The following is a 20,636-nucleotide window of genomic DNA, read 5'->3' on the forward strand; positions in this document are numbered from 1 at the left end:
GTTCAGGCGCAGTTACGATGATTTTCTTACGCGCAGATACCACTCCACCAGCAGTCGGACTTGTTTCGGCGTATACCCCTTTTCGACCATGCGGTTGACGAAGTTCTCGTGCTTCTCCTGGTCTTCGCGCGAAGACTTGGCGTTGAACGAGATGACCGGCAGGAGATCCTCGGTGGTGGAGAACATGCGCTTCTCGATCACCATCCTGAGCTTCTCGTAGCTGGTCCAGACCGGATTCTTGCCACCGTTGTGGGCTCTCGCGCGCAGCACGAAGTTGACGATCTCGTTGCGGAAGTCCTTGGGGTTCGAGATACCCGCTGGCTTTTCCACTTTTTCCAGTTCGTCATTCAGCGCGTTGCGGTCGAGGATTTCGCCGGTATTCGGATCGCGGTATTCCTGGTCCTGGATCCACAGGTCGGCGAACACCACGTAGCGGTCGAAGATGTTCTGCCCATACTCGGAATACGACTCCAGGTACGCCGTCTGGATCTCCTTGCCGATGAACTCGACGTACGGTGTAGTCAGGTACTCCTTGATATACGACAGCAGCTTCGCTTCCTGTTCCGGCGGGAACTGCTCGCGCTCGATCTGCTGTTCGAGCACGTACAGCAGGTGCACCGGGTTGGCCGCGACTTCGGTGTTGTCGAAGTTGAAGACCTTGGACAAGACCTTGAACGCGAAGCGCGTCGACAGCCCGTTCATGCCCTCGTCCACACCTGCATAGTCGCGATATTCCTGGTACGACTTCGCCTTCGGATCGACGTCCTTCAGGCTCTCGCCATCATAGACGCGCATCTTCGAGAAGATGTTCGAGTTTTCGGGCTCCTTGATGCGCGTGAGCACCGCGAACTGCGCCATCATCTTCAGCGTGCTCGGCGCGTTCGGCGCCGCCGCCAGCGAACTGCTGCGCAACAGCTTGTCGTAGATTTTCACCTCTTCCGACACGCGCAGGCAGTACGGCACCTTGACGATGTAGATGCGGTCGAGGAAAGCCTCGTTGTTCTTGTCCTGCTTGAACGTCTGCCACTCGGCCTCGTTCGAGTGCGCCAGGATGATGCCGTCGAACGGAATCGCCCCGAAGCCCTCCGTGCCCTTGTAGTTGCCCTCCTGCGTGGCGGTCAGCATGGGGTGCAGCACCTTGATCGGCGCCTTGAACATTTCCACGAACTCGAGCAGGCCGCGGTTGGCCAGGCACAGGCCGCCGGAATACGAGTAGGCGTCAGGATCGTCCTGCGGGAAATCCTCGAGCTTGCGAATATCCACCTTGCCGACGAGCGAGGAGATGTCCTGGTTGTTCTCGTCGCCCGGTTCGGTCTTCGAGATCGCAATCTGCGACAGCACCGACGGACGCAGCTTGACCACGCGGAACCGCGTGATGTCGCCATTGAACTCTTGCAGGCGCTTCACCGCCCACGGAGATGGAATGGTGCTCAGGTAGCGGAGCGGAATGCCATAGTCCTCTTCCAGAATCTTGCCATCTTCCTCCGGCGAGAAAAGACCGAGCGGAGATTCATGGATCGGCGAACCCTTCAGCGCGTAGATGGGTACCTCTTCCATCAACGCCTTCAGTTTCTCCGCCAGCGAAGACTTGCCGCCACCAGGAGGCCCGAGCAGATACAGGATCTGCTTGCGCTCTTCCAGGCCCTGCGCGGCATGCTTGAAGAACGCGACGATCTGCTCGATCGTGTCCTCCATGCCGTAGAAATCGCGGAAGGCCGGATAAACCCTGATGACCTTGTTGAAGAAGAGTCGGGACAGGCGCGGATCATGGTGGGTGTCCACCAGCTCCGGCTGACCGATCGCGGCGAGCATGCGCTCGGCCGCAGTCGCATAGGCAGTCGGATCCTTCTTGCAGATATCCAGGTACTCCTGGATGCTGTATTCCTCTTCCTTGCGAGCTTCGAAACGCGTGGCGTAATGGCCGAAAATGTCCATTCCTCACTCCCGTCAGAGTCCTCATCCGAGGTCAAGGCACTGCTACTCCCCTGAGGCTTCGCGTCAGCTTTCGCGGTCCACCACCCCGGCTTGGCGACCTGGTCATGTTGCGAAGTCTTTACTTCATCATAGTCAAATAACGGCGAGGGTGGAGCTCTAGTTGACGATTCGCATGTATGTAAGCAACGGCATTACCAACCAGAAAACACCACATTTGAACCAGAGCGCTTCCTCGCGCGCGACGGGCCATTGACTATGGCTTGTGACAAACCTTACACCTTTCTGCCCTAGCCTGCACAGACGGTTTTGTAACCAGTACACAAAAAAGGCCAGCGATTTCGCCGGCCTTTTGCTGAGGTTTTCGCGGCGTGCATCAGCACACGCCGACTGCTGATGACAGCACTCAGAGCGTGCGTGCGACCAGCTCTTTCATGATCTCGTTCGAGCCACCGTAGATCTTGCCGACACGCGCATTCGCGTACATGCGTGCAATCGGGTATTCGAGCATATAGCCGTAGCCGCCATGCAACTGCAGGCACTCGTCGATGATTTCGCAGTTGCGTTGCGTGCACCACCACTTGGCCATTGCCGCGGTCGCTGCGTCGAGCTTGCCTTCCATCAGCCGCACCATGCAGTCGTTCACGAACGTGGCCGCGATGGTCGCATTGGTCTTGCACTCAGCCAGTTTGAAACGCGTGTTCTGCAAGTCGAGCAACGGCTGACCGAACACCTTGCGCTCGCGCACATAGTCGGTCGTCAGCTCGATGGCGCGCTGCATGCTCGCCACCGCACCAAGGGCGATGATCATCCGCTCCTGCGGCAACTGCTGCATGAGCTGGTAGAAGCCTTGCCCCTCCTGCTCGCCGAGCAGGTTCTCGCAAGGTACCAGCACGTCGTCGAAGAACAGCTCGGCAGTATCCTGGCCTTTCTGTCCGATCTTCTCCAGGATGCGGCCGCGACGGAACCCCGGCAGATCACGGGTCTCCACCATGATCAGCGACACCCCGCGCGTGCCGGCTTCCGGATCGGTCTTCGCAATCAGGCAGACCAGGTCGGCGTGATACCCGTTGGTAATGAAAGTCTTTGCACCGTTGATGCGATAGCAATCCCCGTTTTCTGTCTTCTCGCGCACCGCGCGGGTGCGTACCGATTTGAGGTCCGAGCCGGCACCTGGTTCCGACATGGCGATCGCCGCCACCATTTCGCCGCTGGCCATCTGTGGCAGCCATTTCTCCTTCTGCGCCTGTGTGCCGTAGTTGAGCAAGTAGTGGGCCACGATGCCGCTATGCACGTTATTGCCCAGGCTGGTGCAGATGCCGCGCGCCATTTCCTGCGTGATGACGGCCTCGTGCGCAAAGGTGCCACCACCGCCGCCGTATTCCTCGGGGATGCTCGCGCACAGCAGGCCGATCTGGCCGGCACGGCGCCAGACGTCGCGGTCGATATAGCCCTGCTCGGCCCAGCGCGATTCGTTCGGCGCCAGTTCACGTTCGACAAAGCGCCGCACCGTGTCCCGGAACAGGACCAGGTCTTCGGTCATCCAGGGGGCCTCGGTGGAGGCAGCGGCGGTGGCATTCAGTTCGGGAGATCCCATGATGTGTATCGACTTCGAAATGCAAAGGGAAAAGGAGGACAGGCGGCATTACCGCTGTCGCGCCTCTATATAGATAGGCGTATTTCGTTGAAGCCTTGCGAGGTGGGCGCCTGTCCGCCATACCGCAGCGCAGCATGCCGCACGCACCCTGTTGCTTCGCAGGACTTAGTCAGGCCAGCGATAACGCGGCGGCTGCTTGGACAGGAAGCGATTCGCGGCCTCCTGGCGGTATTCCGTGGCGAACGCGATGCCCTGGCCGTCCGCCTCCATGGCCAGTATGCTGTGCAGGTCCTGGTTCAGCGACGCATTGAGCGCCTTCTTGGTTAGCGCCAGCGCAACGGGCGAGGCCTCGGTGAAGGCGCGGGCCATCGCACGGGCGCGCTCCTGCAGGCTGTCTGCTGGCACGATCTCCATGACGATGCCCTGCTCCTGGGCCGCCTCGGCGTTGAGCTCGCGCATCGAGAACATCAGCGCCTTGGCGCGCTGGAGGCCGACCATGCGAGGCAATGTGTAAAAAACGCCACAATCCGGAATCAAACCCAGACGCAGGAACGGCAACCCGAACCGGGCACGCGGGGTGGCCAGGATGATGTCGGCGGTGAGCGCCAGGCTGAATCCCGCCCCAAAAGCCGCGCCATCGACCGCGGAAATGACAGGAATCTCGAGATTGATCAGCGTCTCGAGCCACGGATGGATATTGCCCAGCCGCTGGCGCCCCTGCGCTGCGCTGATCTCGCCCTGCATGGAGCTGATGTCCCCGCCCGAGCAGAAATCGGTGCCGGCACCAGTCAGGATCAGCGCGCGCACGCTGGTGTCCTGGCGCAGCTCGTGCATCACATCGCCGATTTCGCGGCGCATGACGCCGTTCAGCGCATTCTTGCGGGCCGGGTAATCGAGCGTAAGGGTGGCAATGCCGTCTTCCACGGCATAGCGAATCGTTTCCATTGATGACTCCATGTAATGCTGCGGTTCGATGCCTGACTGGCGCTCAGTCCAGCTGGATATGCGCGTCGCGTACGATCTTGGCCCACTTGGGCATGTCGCCCGACACCACGGCGGCCAGCTCCTGCGGCGCGGAACCGACTGGCTGAAGGCCCATGCCGGCCAGCTTCTGGGTGATCTCGGGCAGCTTCACGATGCGGGCGGTTTCGGCGGCCAGGCGTGCGGTCACGTCCTTCGGGGTGTTGGCGGGCAGAAAAAGCGCAAACCAGCCGCTCGGCTCGAAGCCCTGCAGGCCCTGCTCGGCGAACGTCGCCACGTTCGGAATAGCCTTGTAGCGCTGCGTGCCCGTAATGCCGAGGATCTTGAACTTGCCGCTGGTCAGGTACGGATACGCCGACGTCACATCGACGAATGCCGAATCGACTTGGCCGCCGAGCAAGTCGTTGAGCAGCGGTGCCGCGCCCTTGTACGGAATGTGCGTCAGCTCGATGCCAGCCTGTTGCCGCAACAGTTCGCCGTGCAGGTGCGACGACGTGCCGTTGCCATACGAGCCATAGCTGAGCTTGCCGGCCTTCGCCTGCGCGATGAACTCGCGCATCGTGTTGGCCTGCACGCGGTTGGGCACCACGAACAGATCCGACGACTTGGCGATCAGCGAAACCGGCGTGAAATCCTTGTTCACGTCATACGGCGTACGCTTGTACAGGCTCGGCGACTGGATCAGCGCCGTGATGGCCAGCAGCACCGTGTAGCCATCGGGTGTCGCCTTCGCGACGATGTCGTTGCCGAGCATGCCGCTCGCGCCGGGCTTATTGTCGACCACCACCGGCTGGCCCCACGCCTCGGCCAGCCGCTGGCCGATCATGCGGCCCACGGTATCGGTGCCGCCGCCGGCCGGGTATGGCACGACCATACGGATCGGCTTGCTGGGGTAGTTCTGGGCCACTGCCTGGCCCACGTTGCCAAGCATGGCGGCGCCCGCCAGGGTGCCGGCCTGCGCCAGCCAGGTTCGTCTGCTCTTCTGCATGATGCTGTCTCTCTCCAAAACTCTGTCTTGGTCCGGTCTCACCGGCCTTCCGTGCCCGTCTTGCCCAGGCCCGCCGGTTGCATAGCCTCTTCCTGCAGCGCGCGCCACTGGATCTTGCCCGTGGCCGACTTGGGCAGGGCGTCGACGAATTCGACGATGCGCGGCACCTTGTAGGCAGCCAGACGCTCGCGGCACCAGGCCATGATGCGTTCCGGGTCAGCCTCTGGCGTGCCGCGCGATTCCGCACGCAGCGCCACGACGGCCTTGACCGTTTCGCCACGATGGTCATCGCGCGCGGCGATCACGCAAGCCTCGTGGATCGCCGGATGCCCGTACAGCAGGTTCTCCACCTCGGCCGGCCAGACCTTGAAGCCCGACGCGTTGATCATCCGCTTGAGGCGATCGCGCATGAAGAAGTAGCCCTCTTCATCCATGAAGCCCAGGTCGCCCGTGCGCAGGAAGCGCTTGCCGTCGATCTCGATGAACGACTCTTCGTTGGCCTCCGGGTTGTTCCAGTAGCCGAGCATCACCTGCGCGCCATGGGCGACGATCTCGCCGATCTCGCCTTGCGGCAGTTCGGCCAGCGTTTCCGGGTCGACTACCCGAGCGTCCACACCGAAGGTGGCGATGCCCAGGCATTCGCGCTTGGGCTTCTGACGGGGGTTCGACAGCAGGAACGACGCCGTCTCGGTCATGCCGTAGGCCTCGACGTAGGGCAGGCCGAAGCGCTCCTGCAGCATATTGGCCACGGCATCGGGCATGGCCGCACCGCCACCGCCGAGGAACGCCAGGCTGGACAGGTCGCGTTGCGTCACGCCGGGCTGTGCGAAAAAGTCCACCAGCATCGCCGGCGGCGCGCCCCATACCGAGACACGATAGCGCTCGATCAGGTCGGCGGCGAGCGAGCGCTCCCAGCGCGGCATCAGCACCACGGTGGCGCCGAGGTAGATCGGCGAATGCATGCAGTTCTGCATGCCGAGCAGGTGGAACATGGGGGCCACCGCCAGGACCACCGCCTCCGGCGTACTGCTGCGCCACACCTGCGAGCCCACCGCGGAACTCATCATGGTGCCGTGGGTATGCATGCAGCCCTTGGGGTTACCGGTCGTGCCGGACGTGTAGGCCAGCATGCACAGCGTGTCGTAGCCGGCCTCGTGCGGACGTGGCAGTTGGCCGGCATTGCAAGCGGCCTCCCATGTGACGGGCATCGCACCGCTCGGTGCCGCGCTCAGCGCGGGCGCCGGCTCGCGCAGCCAGGCCGGCACGGGCAGGCCACCGTCGTCATGCAGCATGCCCGCATAGTGGTGCACGATCACATGGCGCAATGCCTTGCCGTGCAACGGGGCAACGCGGTCGTACAGTTCGCTGCCGCAGAACACGGCCACGGCGCCACTGTCGGCGACCACGTGTTCGAGTTCGGCCTCCAGCCACATCGGGTTGGCCGGAACGACCACGGCCTCGGCGCGCAGGATGGCGTAGTAGGCCGCGATGAACTGCGGGCAGTTCTGGCTGAACAGCACCACCCGGTCCCCGGGCTGGATGCCGCAGGTGTGCTGCAGATAGCCAGCCATGCGCTCGACCTCGTCGAGCAGCGCGGCGTAGGAAATCGCGGCGCCGAAGTACTGGATCGCGGTCTTGTCGGGATAGCGGCGCGCGGCCACCTCCAGGTTGTAGAACAGGCTGGTACGCGGCGCATGCAGCGACGCCGGCAAGCCGGCGGGCCAGGCGGGGGAACGGTAAGGCTGGGAGGTACTGGCGGACTTCATGTCAGGCAAAGGCTCAGTCAAGACGAATGTTGTGGGTACGGATCACCTTGCCCCAGCGTACGTAGTCGGACTGCACGGTCTGGGCAAAGGCATCGGGCGTGCTGCCGGTCAGGATCACGCCCAGTTCGTTCATGCGCGCGCGCACCGCAGGGTCGGCAAGCACCTTGTTGACGTCGGCCGAGAACTTCTCGACGATCGCGCGCGGCGTGGCGGCCGGCAGCAGCAGGCCGAACCAGCCGAGCGAATCCATGCCGGCGATGCCGGCTTCCTTGAATGTCGGCACATCAGGCAGTTGCGGCGAACGCGAAGCACCCGTCACGGCAAGCGCGCGCAGGCGCCCGGAGGCGTTATGCGGTTTGGCGCCCATTACGGAGATCACCGCCGATGGCACTTGGCCGCCGAGCAGGTCGTTCAACTCAGGCGCCTCGCCCTTGTAGGAGACATGGATCATGTCCAGCTTGGCGGTCTCGTTGAAGATCTCGCCGTAGAGATGGCCGCTCGAACCGGTGCCGTACGAGCCGAAGGAATACTGTTTAGGCTTGGCGCGCACCAGCGCAATGAATTCCTTCAGGTTCGTGGCTGGCACTGCGCCGTTGACGGCGAACACGAGGTTCGTGGTACCAAGCTCAGACACGGGCGCGAAATCCTTCACCGGGTCGAACGGGGCCTTGGTGTAAAGACTCGGCGCCTGCACGAGCGTCGTGATGGTGAGCAGTGCGGTGTAGCCGTCCGGCTCGGCGCGTGCCACCACTTCCGAGCCGATCATACTGCTGGCGCCAGGGCGGTTCTCCACCACGACGGGACGCTTCCAGGCCTTGCCCAGACCGTCGGCAATGGCACGCGCCAGGACGTCAGTCGCCCCGCCGGCCGGATAAGGAACCACCAGGCGCACGGATTTCGACGGGAAGGCCACTTGCGCCATCGCCGAACCGGCGCCCAGCAAGCCGGTTGCGACCCCGCCCAATGCCAGCAACCCGGCACCAAGACGCTGCAATGCACTACGACGATTTGCCTGCATGTGGTTGTCTCCTTTGTGTTTTTGGTTCGCGGCGAAGGGCTCTGCCCGTTTTGCTGACGCCGGCGATGTATCCGTTGGCGTGGCCGTGTCCGGCTTGCCGGTGGCGGTCCGTTCGGTGCGGACCTTTCCACAGCGAGAGGGTGCGCGATGGGAGGTGGTCCGGACAATGACCAGACGACCCAAAATGATTGGCCGAATCGCTCAGTTGAAAGGCAGGCTTTGGCAAATCCCGATTGTGCGGTGCGACCCGACCGCGATAAGGTCTGCCTCAGGCCACCATGCCGCCAGTCCGCCATTGCCAGGGCAATGCCCGGCGCGCCCCAACACGACGAGGAGACTCATGCACATCGTTGCCACGCCCGCTCACCGGCATCCCGTGCCGGGCATGCCGCGCAGCATCGCCGCGCCGGGTCCGGCGTTGGCCGGCACCGCCAGCACGGTTATGACAACGCTGGCCGCAGCGCCGGCGCCGGCGCGCCACACGATCGCCATCCATCACGTCCAGCAGATCGTGCTCGGCGTGCGCCGGCTCGGCGGCGATATCGATGCGCTGCTGCGCCGCGCGGCCATCTCGCCGGCACTGCTGGCATCGCCCACCGCGCGCGTCACGCAAGACCAGTACGCCGCACTGATCCGCACGCTGCGCCGCATCACGCGCGACGAACTCTGGGGCCTGCTCAGCCGCCCCGTGCCGCCGGGGGTGTTCGCCCAGGCTGCCAGTGCAATGATCCACTGCGCGACGCTGGAAGAAGCGATCCAGGCCGGGCTGCGCCAGTACCGGCTGCACATCGGCGACTTCACGCCTCGGTTGCACCGCAGCAACGATGGCAAGACCGCTTCCGTGCAATTGCAAGCGCATGCGCCGGCAACGCCGTGCCATGTGTTCGCGGAGTCGACGTTCGTCTTCCACGCCTACGGCCTGATCAATTGGCTGGTGGCACGGCGCGTGCCGCTGGCCCGCGTCGACCTGAGCGCAGGCGCGCCGAAGGGACAGACCGACACCGAACGAATCTTCAACACGACGGTCCGGTACGGGCAACCCTGCACGGCCCTGCATTTCGACGCCGCGTGGCTCCGGCTGCCGGTGATGCAGGATGCCACCGGCCTCGGCGAGTTCCTGCGCGAGGCGCCGCACAAGCTGCTTGTGCGCTACCGCGACAACAGTTGCCTGGCCGAACGCATCCGCCTGCACCTGCGCTCGCACCTCGACGACGAACTGCCATCGCTGGAGCAGATGGCGCAGATGCTGCGCCTGACGCCGCAAACGCTGCGCCGGCGGCTGCGCGACGAAGGGCGTGGCTACCAGAATATCAAGGACAACCTGCGGCGCGACGTAGCGATCGGCATGCTCGAGCGCTCCGACCTCTCGCTGCAGCAGGTCGCGCTGCGGCTCGGCTTTTCAGAGCCGAGCACCTTCCACCGCGCGTTCAAGAAATGGACGGGCGTGGCGCCCGGCGAATACCGGCAGCTCGCCAGCGCCGGCAGCTGACGAGCCGGCAAAAACCAGCGCAAACAAAGAAGCCGGCGATGACAACGCCATCGCCGGCTTGACCCTGTCGGGCTTCTACGCACGCGCTCAGACCACGCCCTGCTCCCGCAGTGCAGCGATCCGCTCCGCGGACAAACCGAGCACTTCGGCAAGCACACGTTCCGTGTGTTCGCCAAGGCGCGGCGGCGGCGCGTCATATTGCACCGGCGTGGTTGACAGCCGCAGCGGGCTCTTGACCGTCGGGCAGATCGCACCGTCCTTGCGGACCAGGTCGACCTGCAGTTCGCGATGACGGACCTGCTGGTCGTCGAGCACCTGCGCGTAGTCGTTGATCGGCCCGCACGGAATGCCCTGCGCCTCCAGCGCCTCGACCCAGTGTGCGGTCGAACGTGTGCACATATGGGCCTCAAGCATCGGCACCAGCAATTCGCGGTGGATGATACGACCCGAGCCCGTGGCAAAGCGCTTGTCGGCGGCCAGATCCGGACGCTCGATACCCCGGCAATAGGCCTGCCACTGGCCGTCGTTGCCGGCCGCGACAATCATGTAGCCATCCGACGTCGCAAAGACGTGGTACGGCACCATGTTCGCGTGCGCATTGCCATAGCGCGGCATGGCCTGGCCGGTAATGCGCTGGGCGATGATCGGCGTCGCGCCCACGGCCACCACGGCGTCGAGCAGGGCCATGTCGATATGCTGGCCTTCGCCCGTGCGCTCGGCATGCCGCAGTGCGGCAAGCACAGCCACGGTCGCGTACATGCCGGTCAGCACGTCTACCACCGCCACGCCGACCTTCTGCGGACCGCCGCCGGGCAGGTCGTCGCGCTCGCCGGTCACGCTCATCAGTCCGCCGATGCCCTGGAAGATGAAGTCGTAGCCCGGCTTGTGCGCGCTCGGCCCGGTCTGGCCATAGCCGGTAATCGAGCAATAGACCAGCGCCGGATTGATCGCCTTGAGGCTTTGATAGTCGAGCCCGTAGCGCTTCAGGTCGCCGACCTTGTAATTCTCCAGGACGATGTGCGACTTGGCCGCGAGTTCGCGCACGATCGCCTGCCCTTCCGGGCTCGCGATGTCGAGCGTCAGCGACTGCTTGCCGCGGTTGGCGCCGGCGAAGTAGGTGGCATCGCGCGAAGGCTGGCCTTCGGGATCCGGCAACCATGGCGGGCCCCAGGAGCGCGTGTCGTCGCCGACCCGGGGGCGTTCCACCTTGATGACTTCCGCGCCGAGGTCCGCCAGGTTCTGCGCGCACCATGGCCCGGCCAGGATGCGCGACAGGTCGAGCACCCGGACACCGGCCAGTGCGCCCTGCATGGCGGGCGCCATCTCAGATCGGATCCCAGCTGATCACGTCGGGCGAGCGCTCGAGCTTGAAGAAGCTGTTGCGCATGGCCGGCATGGCGATCTCGCCAATCGATTCCGGCGTCCAGCCTTCGCTCATGTGCACCGAGCGCACCGGCCGCGGCTGGCTCATCAGGATGATTTCGTTGGCGCGCACGGCGAAGATCTGACCGTTGACCTCGGCTGCGGACGGGCTGGCCAGGTAGACGGCCACGGGGCCGATCTTGCCGGCTTCCATCTTCTGCAGCTTGGCCACGCGTGCCTTCTCTTCCGGCGTCTCGGCCGGGATCGAGCTGGTCATGCGGCTCCATGCGAACGGCGCGATGCAGTTCGAGCGCACGTTGAAGCGCTGCATGTCAAGTGCGATCGACTTCGACAGCGCGGCGATGCCGAGCTTGGCGGCCGAGTAGTTGGCCTGGCCCAGATTGCCGATCAGGCCCGAAGTCGACGTCATGTGCACGAAGGCGCCGCCTTCCTGGTCCTTGAAATAGTTGGCTGCGGCGCGGCTCACGAAGAAGGTGCCGTGCAGGTGCACGTCGATAACCGAACGCCATTCCTCTTCATTCATCTTGAAGAACATGCGGTCGCGCAGGTTGCCGGCGTTGTTGACCACGGCATCGATGCGGCCGAAGTTGTCGAGCGCGCACTGGACGATGGCGTTAGCACCGTTCCAGGTCGACACGCTGTCGGTGTTCGCCACGGCCTCGCCGCCGGCCGCGCGGATTTCTTCCACCACGCGCTGTGCGGGACCGGCATCGCCACCTTCGCCGGTCATCGACACGCCAAGGTCGTTGACCACGACCTTGGCGCCGGCAGCTGCCATCGCCAGCGCGATACCGCGCCCGATTCCACCACCCGCGCCCGTTACCAGCGCTACCTTGCCTGCCATCAAACCGCTCATTGCGTTGCTCCTCTGAATGCTTTTCCCGGTCAACAGACCGCGTTTCTGGCGACAATAACGGCTGCCCGCGACGGCCGTGCCAGTCGCAGGCAAGCATGTCCGGATGTTATTGCCACGCGAGATACGATAAATTGGCGGCTGAAACATTGGAATTCACGAATCGCAAAAGTGGCCTTTGGCCTGACGGAACCCCATGCATTACGACCTGACCGACCTGCGCCTTTTCCTCAACGTCGGTGAAACGGAAAACCTGACCCGCGCAGCGGAGCGCAGTTTCCTGTCCCTGCCGGCCGCCAGCACGCGCATCAAGCAACTGGAAGAGGCGTTCCAGACCCAGCTCCTGATCCGCCAGGTGAAAGGCGTCAGGCTGACCCCGGCCGGCGATACACTGCTGCACCATGCGCGCGAGGTGTTCCGCGAGCTCGAATGCCTGCACTCCGACCTGCGTCCCTATGCCAAGGGCGTCAAGGGCAAGGTCCGCCTGCTGGCCAATACGACCGCCACCAACTCGTTCCTGGCGACGGGCCTGTCCCGTTTTCTAAGTGAAAACCCTGACGTCGATGTGGAGCTGGAAGAGCATCTGTCGCAGGAAATCGTGTCCGCGATCAGCGCGGGCGCGGCGGACCTTGGCATTGTGGCGGGCGAAGTCGCGACCCAGGATCTCGACGTCATGCACCTGTGCAGCGACGAACTGATCGTGATTGCGCCGGTCAACCACCCGCTGCCGCAGTTCAAGCGGCTGCACTTCGCCGACCTGCTGGATACCTGCCGCTTCGTCGGCCTGAACCAGTTCAGCGCGATCCAGTCCTTCCTCGACCGCATCGCCAGCGGCATGGGCAAGCGTATCAGCCTGCGCATCCAGGTCGGCAGCTTCGACGCGGTCTGCCGCATGGTCGAGGCCGGCGCCGGCATCGCCATCGTGCCGAACAGCTGTGCGCGCCGCTATGCGAGTCGCAAGGTGCTGCGCTTTATCTCGCTGGAAGATGAATGGGCGCGCCGCGAATTGCGCCTGTGCCGCCGCCCGGGCCGCGAACTGCCACAGTTCGCCGAAACCCTGATCCAGTACCTGGTCGACGCTGCGCGCGAGCCTGTATAGAGTTGGCAATACATGGCCGTTCGCCCACTGGCGGCGCTAGGCCACCAGCCTCGCGAGCGGCCGCAGCGACACCAGCATGACCGCGATCAGCAGCGCCATGGCCGCCACACCCGGCCAGCTCGTGCGGCCGCAGCGCGCAAGGGAATCGTTGACCACTTCGGGCGACCAGTGGTAATCGCGCAGGCGCTGGATCGTCGATTCCGCATGCATGCGGTACAGCTGGTTACCGTAGAAGCCGAGGACCAGCGCCATGGCATAGGCTAGCGGCCGTGCGAGCACATCCGGCATCTGGACATGGAACAATGCGTGCAGCACCGGTTCGGCGCACAGGACGATGGCGTAGACGCCGACCTGCCAGTACATGCGGCGGTAGGCCATCCAGAAGGGCCCAAAGAAGAACGCGGCCCAGTTCCACGCCATGCCGTTGTTCGCCGCCGCGACCTGCCAGCGAGCGCGGTAGTACGGGAAACGGGATCCTACGAACACGGCGAACGCCGCTTCGTCACTGATGATTGCTTTCATGCCACACTCCCCTGCGGTGGGCTCCTGACGACGGGGCCTCCGCGACAGAGCATAGGCCTGCGCCGCTGCGCGGAGCGTGCGGTTGCGCGCAGAAAGATCGAATTTCCCGACTGCGCGCGGCGGGCCGGCTCGAGAGCCAATCAGCTGCCTGGAATGTGCGTGCGAAGCAGGACAGCGCCCTGCCGTTGATCGTGCCGCATGGGGCGGGCGCGCGGGGGACATGGCGACGCTGCGCGGCCTTGCCCGGCGGCACCGCAGTGCCGCCGGGCGCGCCGTCTACGCCCCTCGCGGACATCGTCCCGTCTCGCCGCCATGTGCCGGCCCTGTGCGCCAGGTGAGGACGTAATCCGTTTTGCTTCCCCTGTTTTTTTTGGCGGACCGCAGGTGACGCCTCCCCGTCGCCAATGCGAACCGCCATGCCATTGTGACCGATGCGCGGCGCCGTATCATCATCAAAATTAGTGATGCGCGCCGCGATTCTTCGCGTGGCAGGCGCTCGCCACGTCACGCCACACAAATGCGATGCCGTCCTACAGCGCAACCGGATGCCCCCGGACACGACAGCGCAGCCGTTCCTTCTATCGTGAATACGTACAAAAAAGGAAGGAGCACATCATGCCCTATATCATCGCGTGGCTTCTCGGCGTTCCGGCCTTCGTGCTGATCCTGATCTGGCTGTTCATGCGCTGATACGCTCCGCGCCAATAGCATGCCAGAAGACGCCCGGCTCGCCGGGCGTCTTGCTATTGGGGCTGGCCTTTCACCGCAGAATGCGCACGCTGTGCCGGCCTCGCATCTGGCCACACTGGCCCGCCCCCAAGCCGCACCTAAGCCGCACCTAAGCCGCACCTAAGCCGCTCTTTCGCAAATCCGAATTTCAGGCCAAAGGGCTGTCGGGAATAATGGCCCCATTCAAATCGACCGGGCCTACCCCATGTTTGCAGATCAGGATCAAGACCAGCTTTTCCCGGAAATCCGCGAAGCCGTACGCGACCTTTGCGCGGGTTTCGATTCGGCCTACTGGCAGCGCATTGAAGAACAGAACGGTTTTCCCGAGGAATTCGTTCAGGCGCTTACCCACGCGGGCTGGCTGTCGGCCCTGATCCCCGAGGCCTACGGCGGTTCGGGCCTGTCGCTGACGGCCGCCTCGGTCATCATGGAAGAAATCAACCGCAACGGCGGCAACTCCGGCGCCTGCCACGGCCAGATGTACGTGATGGGCTGCCTGCTGCGCCACGGTTCGGAAGAGCAAAAGAAGCGCTGGCTGCCGGGCATCGCCTCGGGCGAACTGCGCATGCAGTCGATGGCTGTGACCGAGCCGACCACCGGCACCGACACCACCAAACTCAAGACCACTGCCGTGCGCAAGGGCGACAAGTACGTCGTCAACGGCTCGAAGGTGTGGATTTCGCGCGTGCAGCACTCGGACCTGATGCTGCTGCTGGCCCGCACCACGCCGCTCGACCAGGTCAAGCGCAAGTCCGAGGGCCTGTCGGTGTTCGTGGTCGACCTGCGTGAAGCCATCGGCAAGGGCCTGACAGTTCGGCCGATCCGCAACATGGTCAACCACGAGACCAACGAACTGTTCTTCGACAACCTCGAAGTGCCGGCCGAAAACCTGATCGGCGAGGAAGGCAAGGGCCTCAAGTACATCCTCGACGGCATGAACGCCGAGCGCATCCTGATCGCCGCCGAGTGCATCGGCGATGGCTACTGGTTCGTCGAGCGCGCGAGCAACTATGCACGCGAGCGCATTGTGTTCGACCGCCCGATCGGCCAGAACCAGGGCATTCAGTTCCCGATCGCACGCTCCTACGTCAACGTCGAAGCCGCCAGCCTGATGCGCTACAAGGCTGCAGCGCTGTTCGACGCCGGCAAGCCGTGCGGCAAGGAAGCCAACATCTCCAAGCTGCTCGCCGCCGATGCATCGTGGGAAGCGGCCAACGTCTGCCTGCAGACGCACGGCGGCTTCGGCTTCGCGGCCGAGTACGACATCGAGCGCAAGTTCCGCGAGACCCGCCTGTACCAGGTCGCACCGATCTCGACCAACCTGATCCTGTCCTACGTGGCCGAGCACGTGCTCGAGCTGCCGCGTTCGTTCTGAGGCCGCGCATGACTGCATCTACGCCCAACGGCATCCGGCCGCTCGACGGCATCCGCGTGGTGTCGCTCGAACACGCGGTCGCGGCCCCTTTCGCCACGCGCCAGCTTGCCGATCTCGGTGCGCGCGTGATCAAGATCGAGCGCCCTGGCGTGGGCGATTTCGCCCGCGGCTATGACGAGACCGTGCACGGCCAGTCGTCGTACTTTGTCTGGCTCAACCGCGGCAAGGAGAGCCTGACGCTCGACCTGAAAGACGCCGAGGCACAAGCCATCCTGCACAAGTTGCTGGCCGATGCCGACGTACTGGTGCAGAACCTCGCCCCTGGCGCCGCCGCGCGCATGGGCCTCGACTTCGACACCCTGCATCCGCGCTACGAAAAGCTGATCGTCTGCGATATCTCGGGCTACGGCGACGCGGGCCCCTATCGCGACAAGAAGGCCTATGACCTGCTGATCCAGGCCGCGGCCGGCCTGGTCGGCCTGACTGGCGGCCCGAACGAGCCGTCGCGTGCCGGCGTGTCGATTGCCGACATCTCGGCCGGCATGTACGCCTACAGCGGCATCCTCTCGGCGCTGCTGCAGCGCGGGCGCACCGGCAAGGGCCTGCGCGTGCAGGTCACCATGCTGGAAACCATGGCGGAGTGGATGAACCAGGTGCTCTACCTCGGTCACTACGGCGGCAAGCCGCCGGCGCGCGTCGGCGCCTCGCACCCGACCATCGCGCCGTATGGCATTCATCGCACTGCCAATGGCAGCGTGATCTTCAGCGTGCAGAACGAGCGCGAGTTCGCCAACTTCTGCGAGATCGTGCTCGGCAATCGCGAACTCGCACAGGACGAGCGGTTCTCAAGCAATACCGCGCGCGTGCGCAACCGGCCCGAACTCACCACCATCATCGAGGATCGCTTCTCGACGCTGACCGTGGCACAGGTCGAGGAATTGCTCGACCAGGCACAGATTGCCAACGCCCCGATGAACGACATCGAAGGCGTGTGGAATCATCCGCAGTTGCAGGCGCGCGAGCGCTGGCGCAAGGTGGAGACGCCGAATGGCACCGTCGACGCGCTGCTGCCGCCGGCCAATCTTTCCGGCGTGGAGCCGGCGATGGGCGCCATCCCCGCCCTGGGCGCGCACACCGCTTCCATCCTGGCCGAACTCGGCTATGGCGCTTCGGACGTCGAAGCCCTGGCCGCCAAGAAAGTCGTCTGAGCGGAAGGGTCCGGCTTCGCCCGGGCCTTTCCCTTTTTCAAACGTTACCGGCACCCAGCCAACATGAGCGCTGACCACACCTACCCGACCCGCCAGCTCTGCGAATTCCTCGCCCGCTTCACGCTGGCTGACGTACCCGCCCCTGTCATCGAGCGCACCAAGGACCTGTTCCTTGACTGGATCGCCTCGGCGATTGCCGGCAAAGATGCTCCCGCCGTATGCAAGATCCAGGAATTCGCGGCCGCCATGGGCCCGTCGACCGGCGACGCTGAAGTCTTCGTCGACCGTCGCCGCACCTCGCCGTACTTTGCCGCGCTGATCAACGGCGCGTCGTCGCACGTGGTCGAGCAGGACGATGTGCACAATGGCTCGGTGCTGCACCCGGCTGCCGTGGTGTTCCCGGCCGTGGTCGCCGCCGCGCAGGCGGAAGGCAAGACCGGCGCGGAGGTGCTGCTGGCGTCCATCGCCGGTTACGAAGCAGGCATCCGCATCGGCGAATTCATGGGCCGGTCGCACTACCGCATCTTCCACACCACGGGCACGGTCGGCACGCTGGCTGCCGCTGCAGCGGTCGCGAAGCTCTACAACCTCGACGCCGAAGGCATCAACCAGGCGCTGGGCTCGGCCGGCACGCAAGCCGCCGGCCTGTGGGAATTCCTGCGCGATGCTGCGGACTCGAAGCAGTTGCACACCGCCAAGGCCGCCGCCGACGGCCTGCAATCCGCGTGGCTGGCCCGTGCCGGCTTCACCGGTGCGAAGCAGATCCTTGAAGGCGCACAGGGCATGGCCGCCGGCATGTCGAGCGATGCGAACCCGGCCTGCCTGACCGATGGCCTGGGCACGCGCTGGGCCACGGCCGAGACCTCGTTCAAGTTCTTCGCCTCGTGCCGCCACACCCATCCGGCTGCCGACGCGCTGAAGGTGCTGATGCAACGCGAGGGCGTCAGCGCCGACCAGATCGCCAGCGTCACGACGCATGTGCACCAGGGCGCCATCGATGTTCTCGGCCCGGTGGTCAACCCGACCACTATCCATCAGGCCAAGTTCTCGATGGGTACGGTGCTGGGCCTGGTTGCCGTGCACGGTCACGCCGGCCTGCCCGAGTTCGAGCAGCACGCGCTGCAGGACGCGAAGGTTGCCTGCTTCCGCGGCAAGGTGGAGATGGAGCTTGACGACGAGATCAACGCCGCCTACCCGCGCCAGTGGATCGGCCGCGTGACGGTGCGCACCACCGACGGCCGCACGCTGGCCGCGCGCGTCGATGTGCCCAAGGGCGATCCGGACAACACGCTCTCGCGCCCCGAGCTTGAGGCCAAGGCGCTGCAGCTGGGCGCATTCCGCCACGGTGCGACCGAGGCCGAGATGCGTGTGATCATTGCGCGCGTGTGGGCCCTGGAAAGCGCACCGACCGTCAACGACTGGCTGCCCGCACGCTGAGGCACAGACCATGTCCACTGCAGTCACCTACCTGTTTGTGCCGGGCGACCGGCCCGAACGCTTTGACAAGGCCGCCGCGGCGAAGCCCGATGTGATGGTCCTCGACCTCGAGGATGCCGTGCATCCGGACGCCAAGCCGGCGGCGCGCCAGGCCATTGCGGATTGGCTAGCCGCGGGCGCCGCTGCCAATGCCAATGTACGCATCAATGACAGCGCCGCTGCGGGCTTCGCCGCCGACATCGAATGGCTGCGCAGTTTGCCGAAGGGCACGCCATTGGCGGGCCTGATGGTGCCAAAGGCGGAAGACGCCGCGGCACTGGCTGCGATCACCGAGGTCCTGCGCGGGATCAATCCGGAAGCCGAGCTGATCGCCATCATCGAAACCGCGCTCGGGCTGCATCAGGTTGATGCCGTGGCGACTGCCAACGGTGTTGCCCGGCTGGCATTCGGTTCGCTCGACTATGCGGTCGACCTGGGCTGCAGCCACACGCGCGATGCGCTGGCCTATGCGCGTGCGCGTATCGTTCTGGCATCGCGCGTGGCTGGCCTGACGCCTCCCGTCGACGGCGTCACCACGGCGCTGAAGGATGAGTCCGTCCTGGCCGACGACGTGGCCTATGCCCGCGCACTTGGCTTTGGCGGCAAGCTCTGCATCCACCCGGCACAGCTCGGTGCGGTTCGTGCCGGCTTCCTGCCCTCGCCCGAGCAACTCGACTGGGCGCGGCGCGTGCTGGAAGCGACCGCCAGCGGCAGCCATGCCGTGCAGGTGGACGGCAAGATGGTGGATCGCCCCGTCATCGAACAGGCGCGTCGCCTGCTCGCGCTGGCGCAACCGTCAGCGGCACACTGAACACGAAGGTAGTCGTCATGACCCAGAACTCCCAACTCGACCATCTGCGCACATGGATCGGCCGCAGCGAATCGCGCACCGAGACACTGACGCCGGAACCGGTGATCGGCCTGGCCGCCACCTTTGACCTTGACACGGAAGCCGTGGTGCGGGGGCCGCTGCCGCCGCTGTGGCACTGGCTCTACTTCCTGCCGCGCGCGCCGCAGCGTGATATCGGCGCCGACGGCCATCCGGCTCTCGGTGGCTTCATGCCGCCCGTGCCGCTGCCGCGCCGCATGTGGGCCGGCAGCGAGCTGTCGTTCGAACGCCCGATTCACGTCGGCGACACCGTGACGCGTACTTCGACCATCCAGGACGTCCAGCACAAGTCCGGCCGCAGCGGCGAACTGTGGTTCGTCGCCGTTGACCACGAACTGAGCGTCAACGGCCAGATTGCCGTGCGCGAGCGCCACGACATCGTCTATCGCGCCATGCCGGAAATCGGCAAGCCGCAGCCGCCGCGTCCGCGCCTGGAGCATACGGCGCAATGGCAACGCACGCTGCGCGCCGATCCGGTCATGCTGTTCCGTTATTCGGCGCTGACCTTCAACGGCCACCGCATCCACTACGACCGCGAGTACACGCGGGACGTGGAAGGCTACCCGGGCCTCGTCGTGCACGGCCCGATGCAGGCCATGCTGATGCTCGACCTGGTGGCGCGCGAACAGCCCCAGGCACATGTGCGGCGCTTCGGTTTCCGCGGACTGGCACCGCTGTTCGACCAGGACATCATCACCGTTGGCGGCACGGCCGATCCGGCACAAGCCGGCAAGCTGATCCTCTGGACCGGAGACGATGCTGGGGGCCAGGCGATGCAAGGGTGGGCCGAGATCGAAAGCTGATCAAGTTCTCGATTGCAGAAGCGCAAAAGGGGCAAGCGTCAGGCTTGCCCCTTTTTTGTTGGTCCTCCGGCCGAATGGCCGGCATGCGCGAAGGAAGAGAGAGAGAAAAGCAGACCTCGGGCGCCAGCGAAGTTGATGAGCTTGCCGCCGACTACGACCGCGCGCAGCGCAGCCGAAGGCGTCCCACCACTGCCCTCATTGGAACGCTGTACCCGTGTCCGTCTTGGGGATCGTCCAAAAGCCGTCCCGCGCCAGGCACAGTTTCTGACTCACATAGCGTTAGCAGGGTGGAACGGCTGACCACCGTGACAGGCGTCCAAAGCCGTTGGAACCACTGCCGCCGTGGAATTGATGGCCAGCGGCAACGACGCGTTTTTCTGCTTACTCTTTTGTCGCTCGGACAAAAGAGTAAGTCGCCGGCTACGCCGGCGAAACAGCGGCGTCTGTCAAGCACGACCATTCAATCCAACCCAGACCCCTAAAACCGGCAAAACCACCCAACCAACGGCGCCAGCCAAAAGCAAAGCA

Annotated in this window: 16 protein-coding genes; 7 read left to right on the forward strand and 9 right to left on the reverse strand. The window is 64.7% G+C overall.

Features of this window, described 5'->3' with window-relative positions:
• Positions 1–12: 12 nt before the first annotated feature.
• From K2O51_RS03640 to K2O51_RS03665, 6 genes are all read right to left on the reverse strand, one after another.
• Positions 13–1,935, reverse strand: coding sequence for a PrkA family serine protein kinase (locus K2O51_RS03640; protein WP_011299678.1), 1,923 nt, complete (start codon positions 1,933–1,935; stop codon positions 13–15).
• 403 nt (positions 1,936–2,338) lie between these two features.
• Positions 2,339–3,529: an acyl-CoA dehydrogenase family protein gene (locus K2O51_RS03645; RefSeq protein WP_011299677.1), complete on the reverse strand. Its 1,191-nt coding sequence runs from the start codon at positions 3,527–3,529 to the stop codon at positions 2,339–2,341.
• 165 nt (positions 3,530–3,694) lie between these two features.
• Complete coding sequence (locus tag K2O51_RS03650) at positions 3,695–4,474, reverse strand: enoyl-CoA hydratase/isomerase family protein (RefSeq protein ID WP_220630494.1); 780 nt, start codon at positions 4,472–4,474, stop codon at positions 3,695–3,697.
• A 43-nt stretch (positions 4,475–4,517) separates the two neighbouring features.
• A complete protein-coding gene (locus tag K2O51_RS03655) occupies positions 4,518–5,498 on the reverse strand; it encodes a Bug family tripartite tricarboxylate transporter substrate binding protein (protein ID WP_011299675.1) in 981 nt (326 codons plus the stop codon).
• Between the two features lie 38 nt (positions 5,499–5,536).
• Positions 5,537–7,264: a long-chain fatty acid--CoA ligase gene (locus tag K2O51_RS03660; RefSeq protein WP_220630495.1), complete on the reverse strand. Its 1,728-nt coding sequence runs from the start codon at positions 7,262–7,264 to the stop codon at positions 5,537–5,539.
• Between the two features lie 13 nt (positions 7,265–7,277).
• Complete coding sequence (locus K2O51_RS03665; protein ID WP_011299673.1) at positions 7,278–8,282, reverse strand: tripartite tricarboxylate transporter substrate binding protein; 1,005 nt, start codon at positions 8,280–8,282, stop codon at positions 7,278–7,280.
• 340 nt (positions 8,283–8,622) lie between these two features.
• On the opposite strand from K2O51_RS03665, the gene K2O51_RS03670 reads away from it, so the two are divergent.
• Positions 8,623–9,771, forward strand: a complete 1,149-nt coding sequence (locus K2O51_RS03670; protein WP_220630496.1) for an AraC family transcriptional regulator — start codon at positions 8,623–8,625, stop codon at positions 9,769–9,771.
• Positions 9,772–9,858: 87 nt separating this feature from the next.
• Here the strand turns inward: K2O51_RS03670 and K2O51_RS03675 are convergent, their stop codons facing one another.
• Together K2O51_RS03675 and K2O51_RS03680 are read right to left on the reverse strand one after the other, a co-directional pair.
• Complete coding sequence (locus tag K2O51_RS03675) at positions 9,859–11,082, reverse strand: CaiB/BaiF CoA transferase family protein (protein WP_245001829.1); 1,224 nt, start codon at positions 11,080–11,082, stop codon at positions 9,859–9,861.
• A 13-nt stretch (positions 11,083–11,095) separates the two neighbouring features.
• Complete coding sequence (locus tag K2O51_RS03680; RefSeq protein ID WP_011299670.1) at positions 11,096–12,010, reverse strand: SDR family NAD(P)-dependent oxidoreductase; 915 nt, start codon at positions 12,008–12,010, stop codon at positions 11,096–11,098.
• 193 nt (positions 12,011–12,203) lie between these two features.
• Between K2O51_RS03680 and K2O51_RS03685 the strand changes: the two genes are divergently transcribed.
• Positions 12,204–13,106 carry a LysR family transcriptional regulator gene (locus K2O51_RS03685; protein WP_011299669.1) on the forward strand — a complete coding sequence of 301 codons (903 nt, stop codon included), beginning with the start codon at positions 12,204–12,206 and terminating at the stop codon, positions 13,104–13,106.
• A 36-nt stretch (positions 13,107–13,142) separates the two neighbouring features.
• On the opposite strand, the gene K2O51_RS03690 is transcribed toward K2O51_RS03685, so the two are convergent.
• On the reverse strand, positions 13,143–13,628 hold the full coding sequence (locus K2O51_RS03690) for a DUF2628 domain-containing protein (protein WP_011299668.1): 486 nt from the start codon (positions 13,626–13,628) through the stop codon (positions 13,143–13,145).
• Between the two features lie 934 nt (positions 13,629–14,562).
• Between K2O51_RS03690 and K2O51_RS03695 the strand changes: the two genes are divergently transcribed.
• From K2O51_RS03695 to K2O51_RS03715, 5 genes are all read left to right on the forward strand, one after another.
• Positions 14,563–15,732, forward strand: a complete 1,170-nt coding sequence (locus K2O51_RS03695; protein ID WP_011299667.1) for an acyl-CoA dehydrogenase family protein — start codon at positions 14,563–14,565, stop codon at positions 15,730–15,732.
• A gap of 8 nt (positions 15,733–15,740) precedes the next feature.
• Entirely contained in the window at positions 15,741–16,940 is a 1,200-nt protein-coding gene (locus tag K2O51_RS03700) for a CaiB/BaiF CoA transferase family protein (protein ID WP_011299666.1), read from the forward strand.
• Between the two features lie 63 nt (positions 16,941–17,003).
• Positions 17,004–18,377 (forward strand): MmgE/PrpD family protein, encoded by a 1,374-nt coding sequence (locus K2O51_RS03705; RefSeq protein WP_011299665.1) that lies wholly within the window; start codon positions 17,004–17,006, stop codon positions 18,375–18,377.
• 10 nt (positions 18,378–18,387) lie between these two features.
• Positions 18,388–19,227: an HpcH/HpaI aldolase/citrate lyase family protein gene (locus tag K2O51_RS03710; RefSeq protein ID WP_011299664.1), complete on the forward strand. Its 840-nt coding sequence runs from the start codon at positions 18,388–18,390 to the stop codon at positions 19,225–19,227.
• 17 nt (positions 19,228–19,244) lie between these two features.
• Positions 19,245–20,108, forward strand: coding sequence for an HTD2 family dehydratase (locus K2O51_RS03715; protein WP_011299663.1), 864 nt, complete (start codon positions 19,245–19,247; stop codon positions 20,106–20,108).
• Positions 20,109–20,636 lie beyond the last annotated feature (528 nt).

The organism is Cupriavidus pinatubonensis, from assembly GCF_019602855.1.
GTDB lineage: Bacteria > Pseudomonadota > Gammaproteobacteria > Burkholderiales > Burkholderiaceae > Cupriavidus > Cupriavidus pinatubonensis.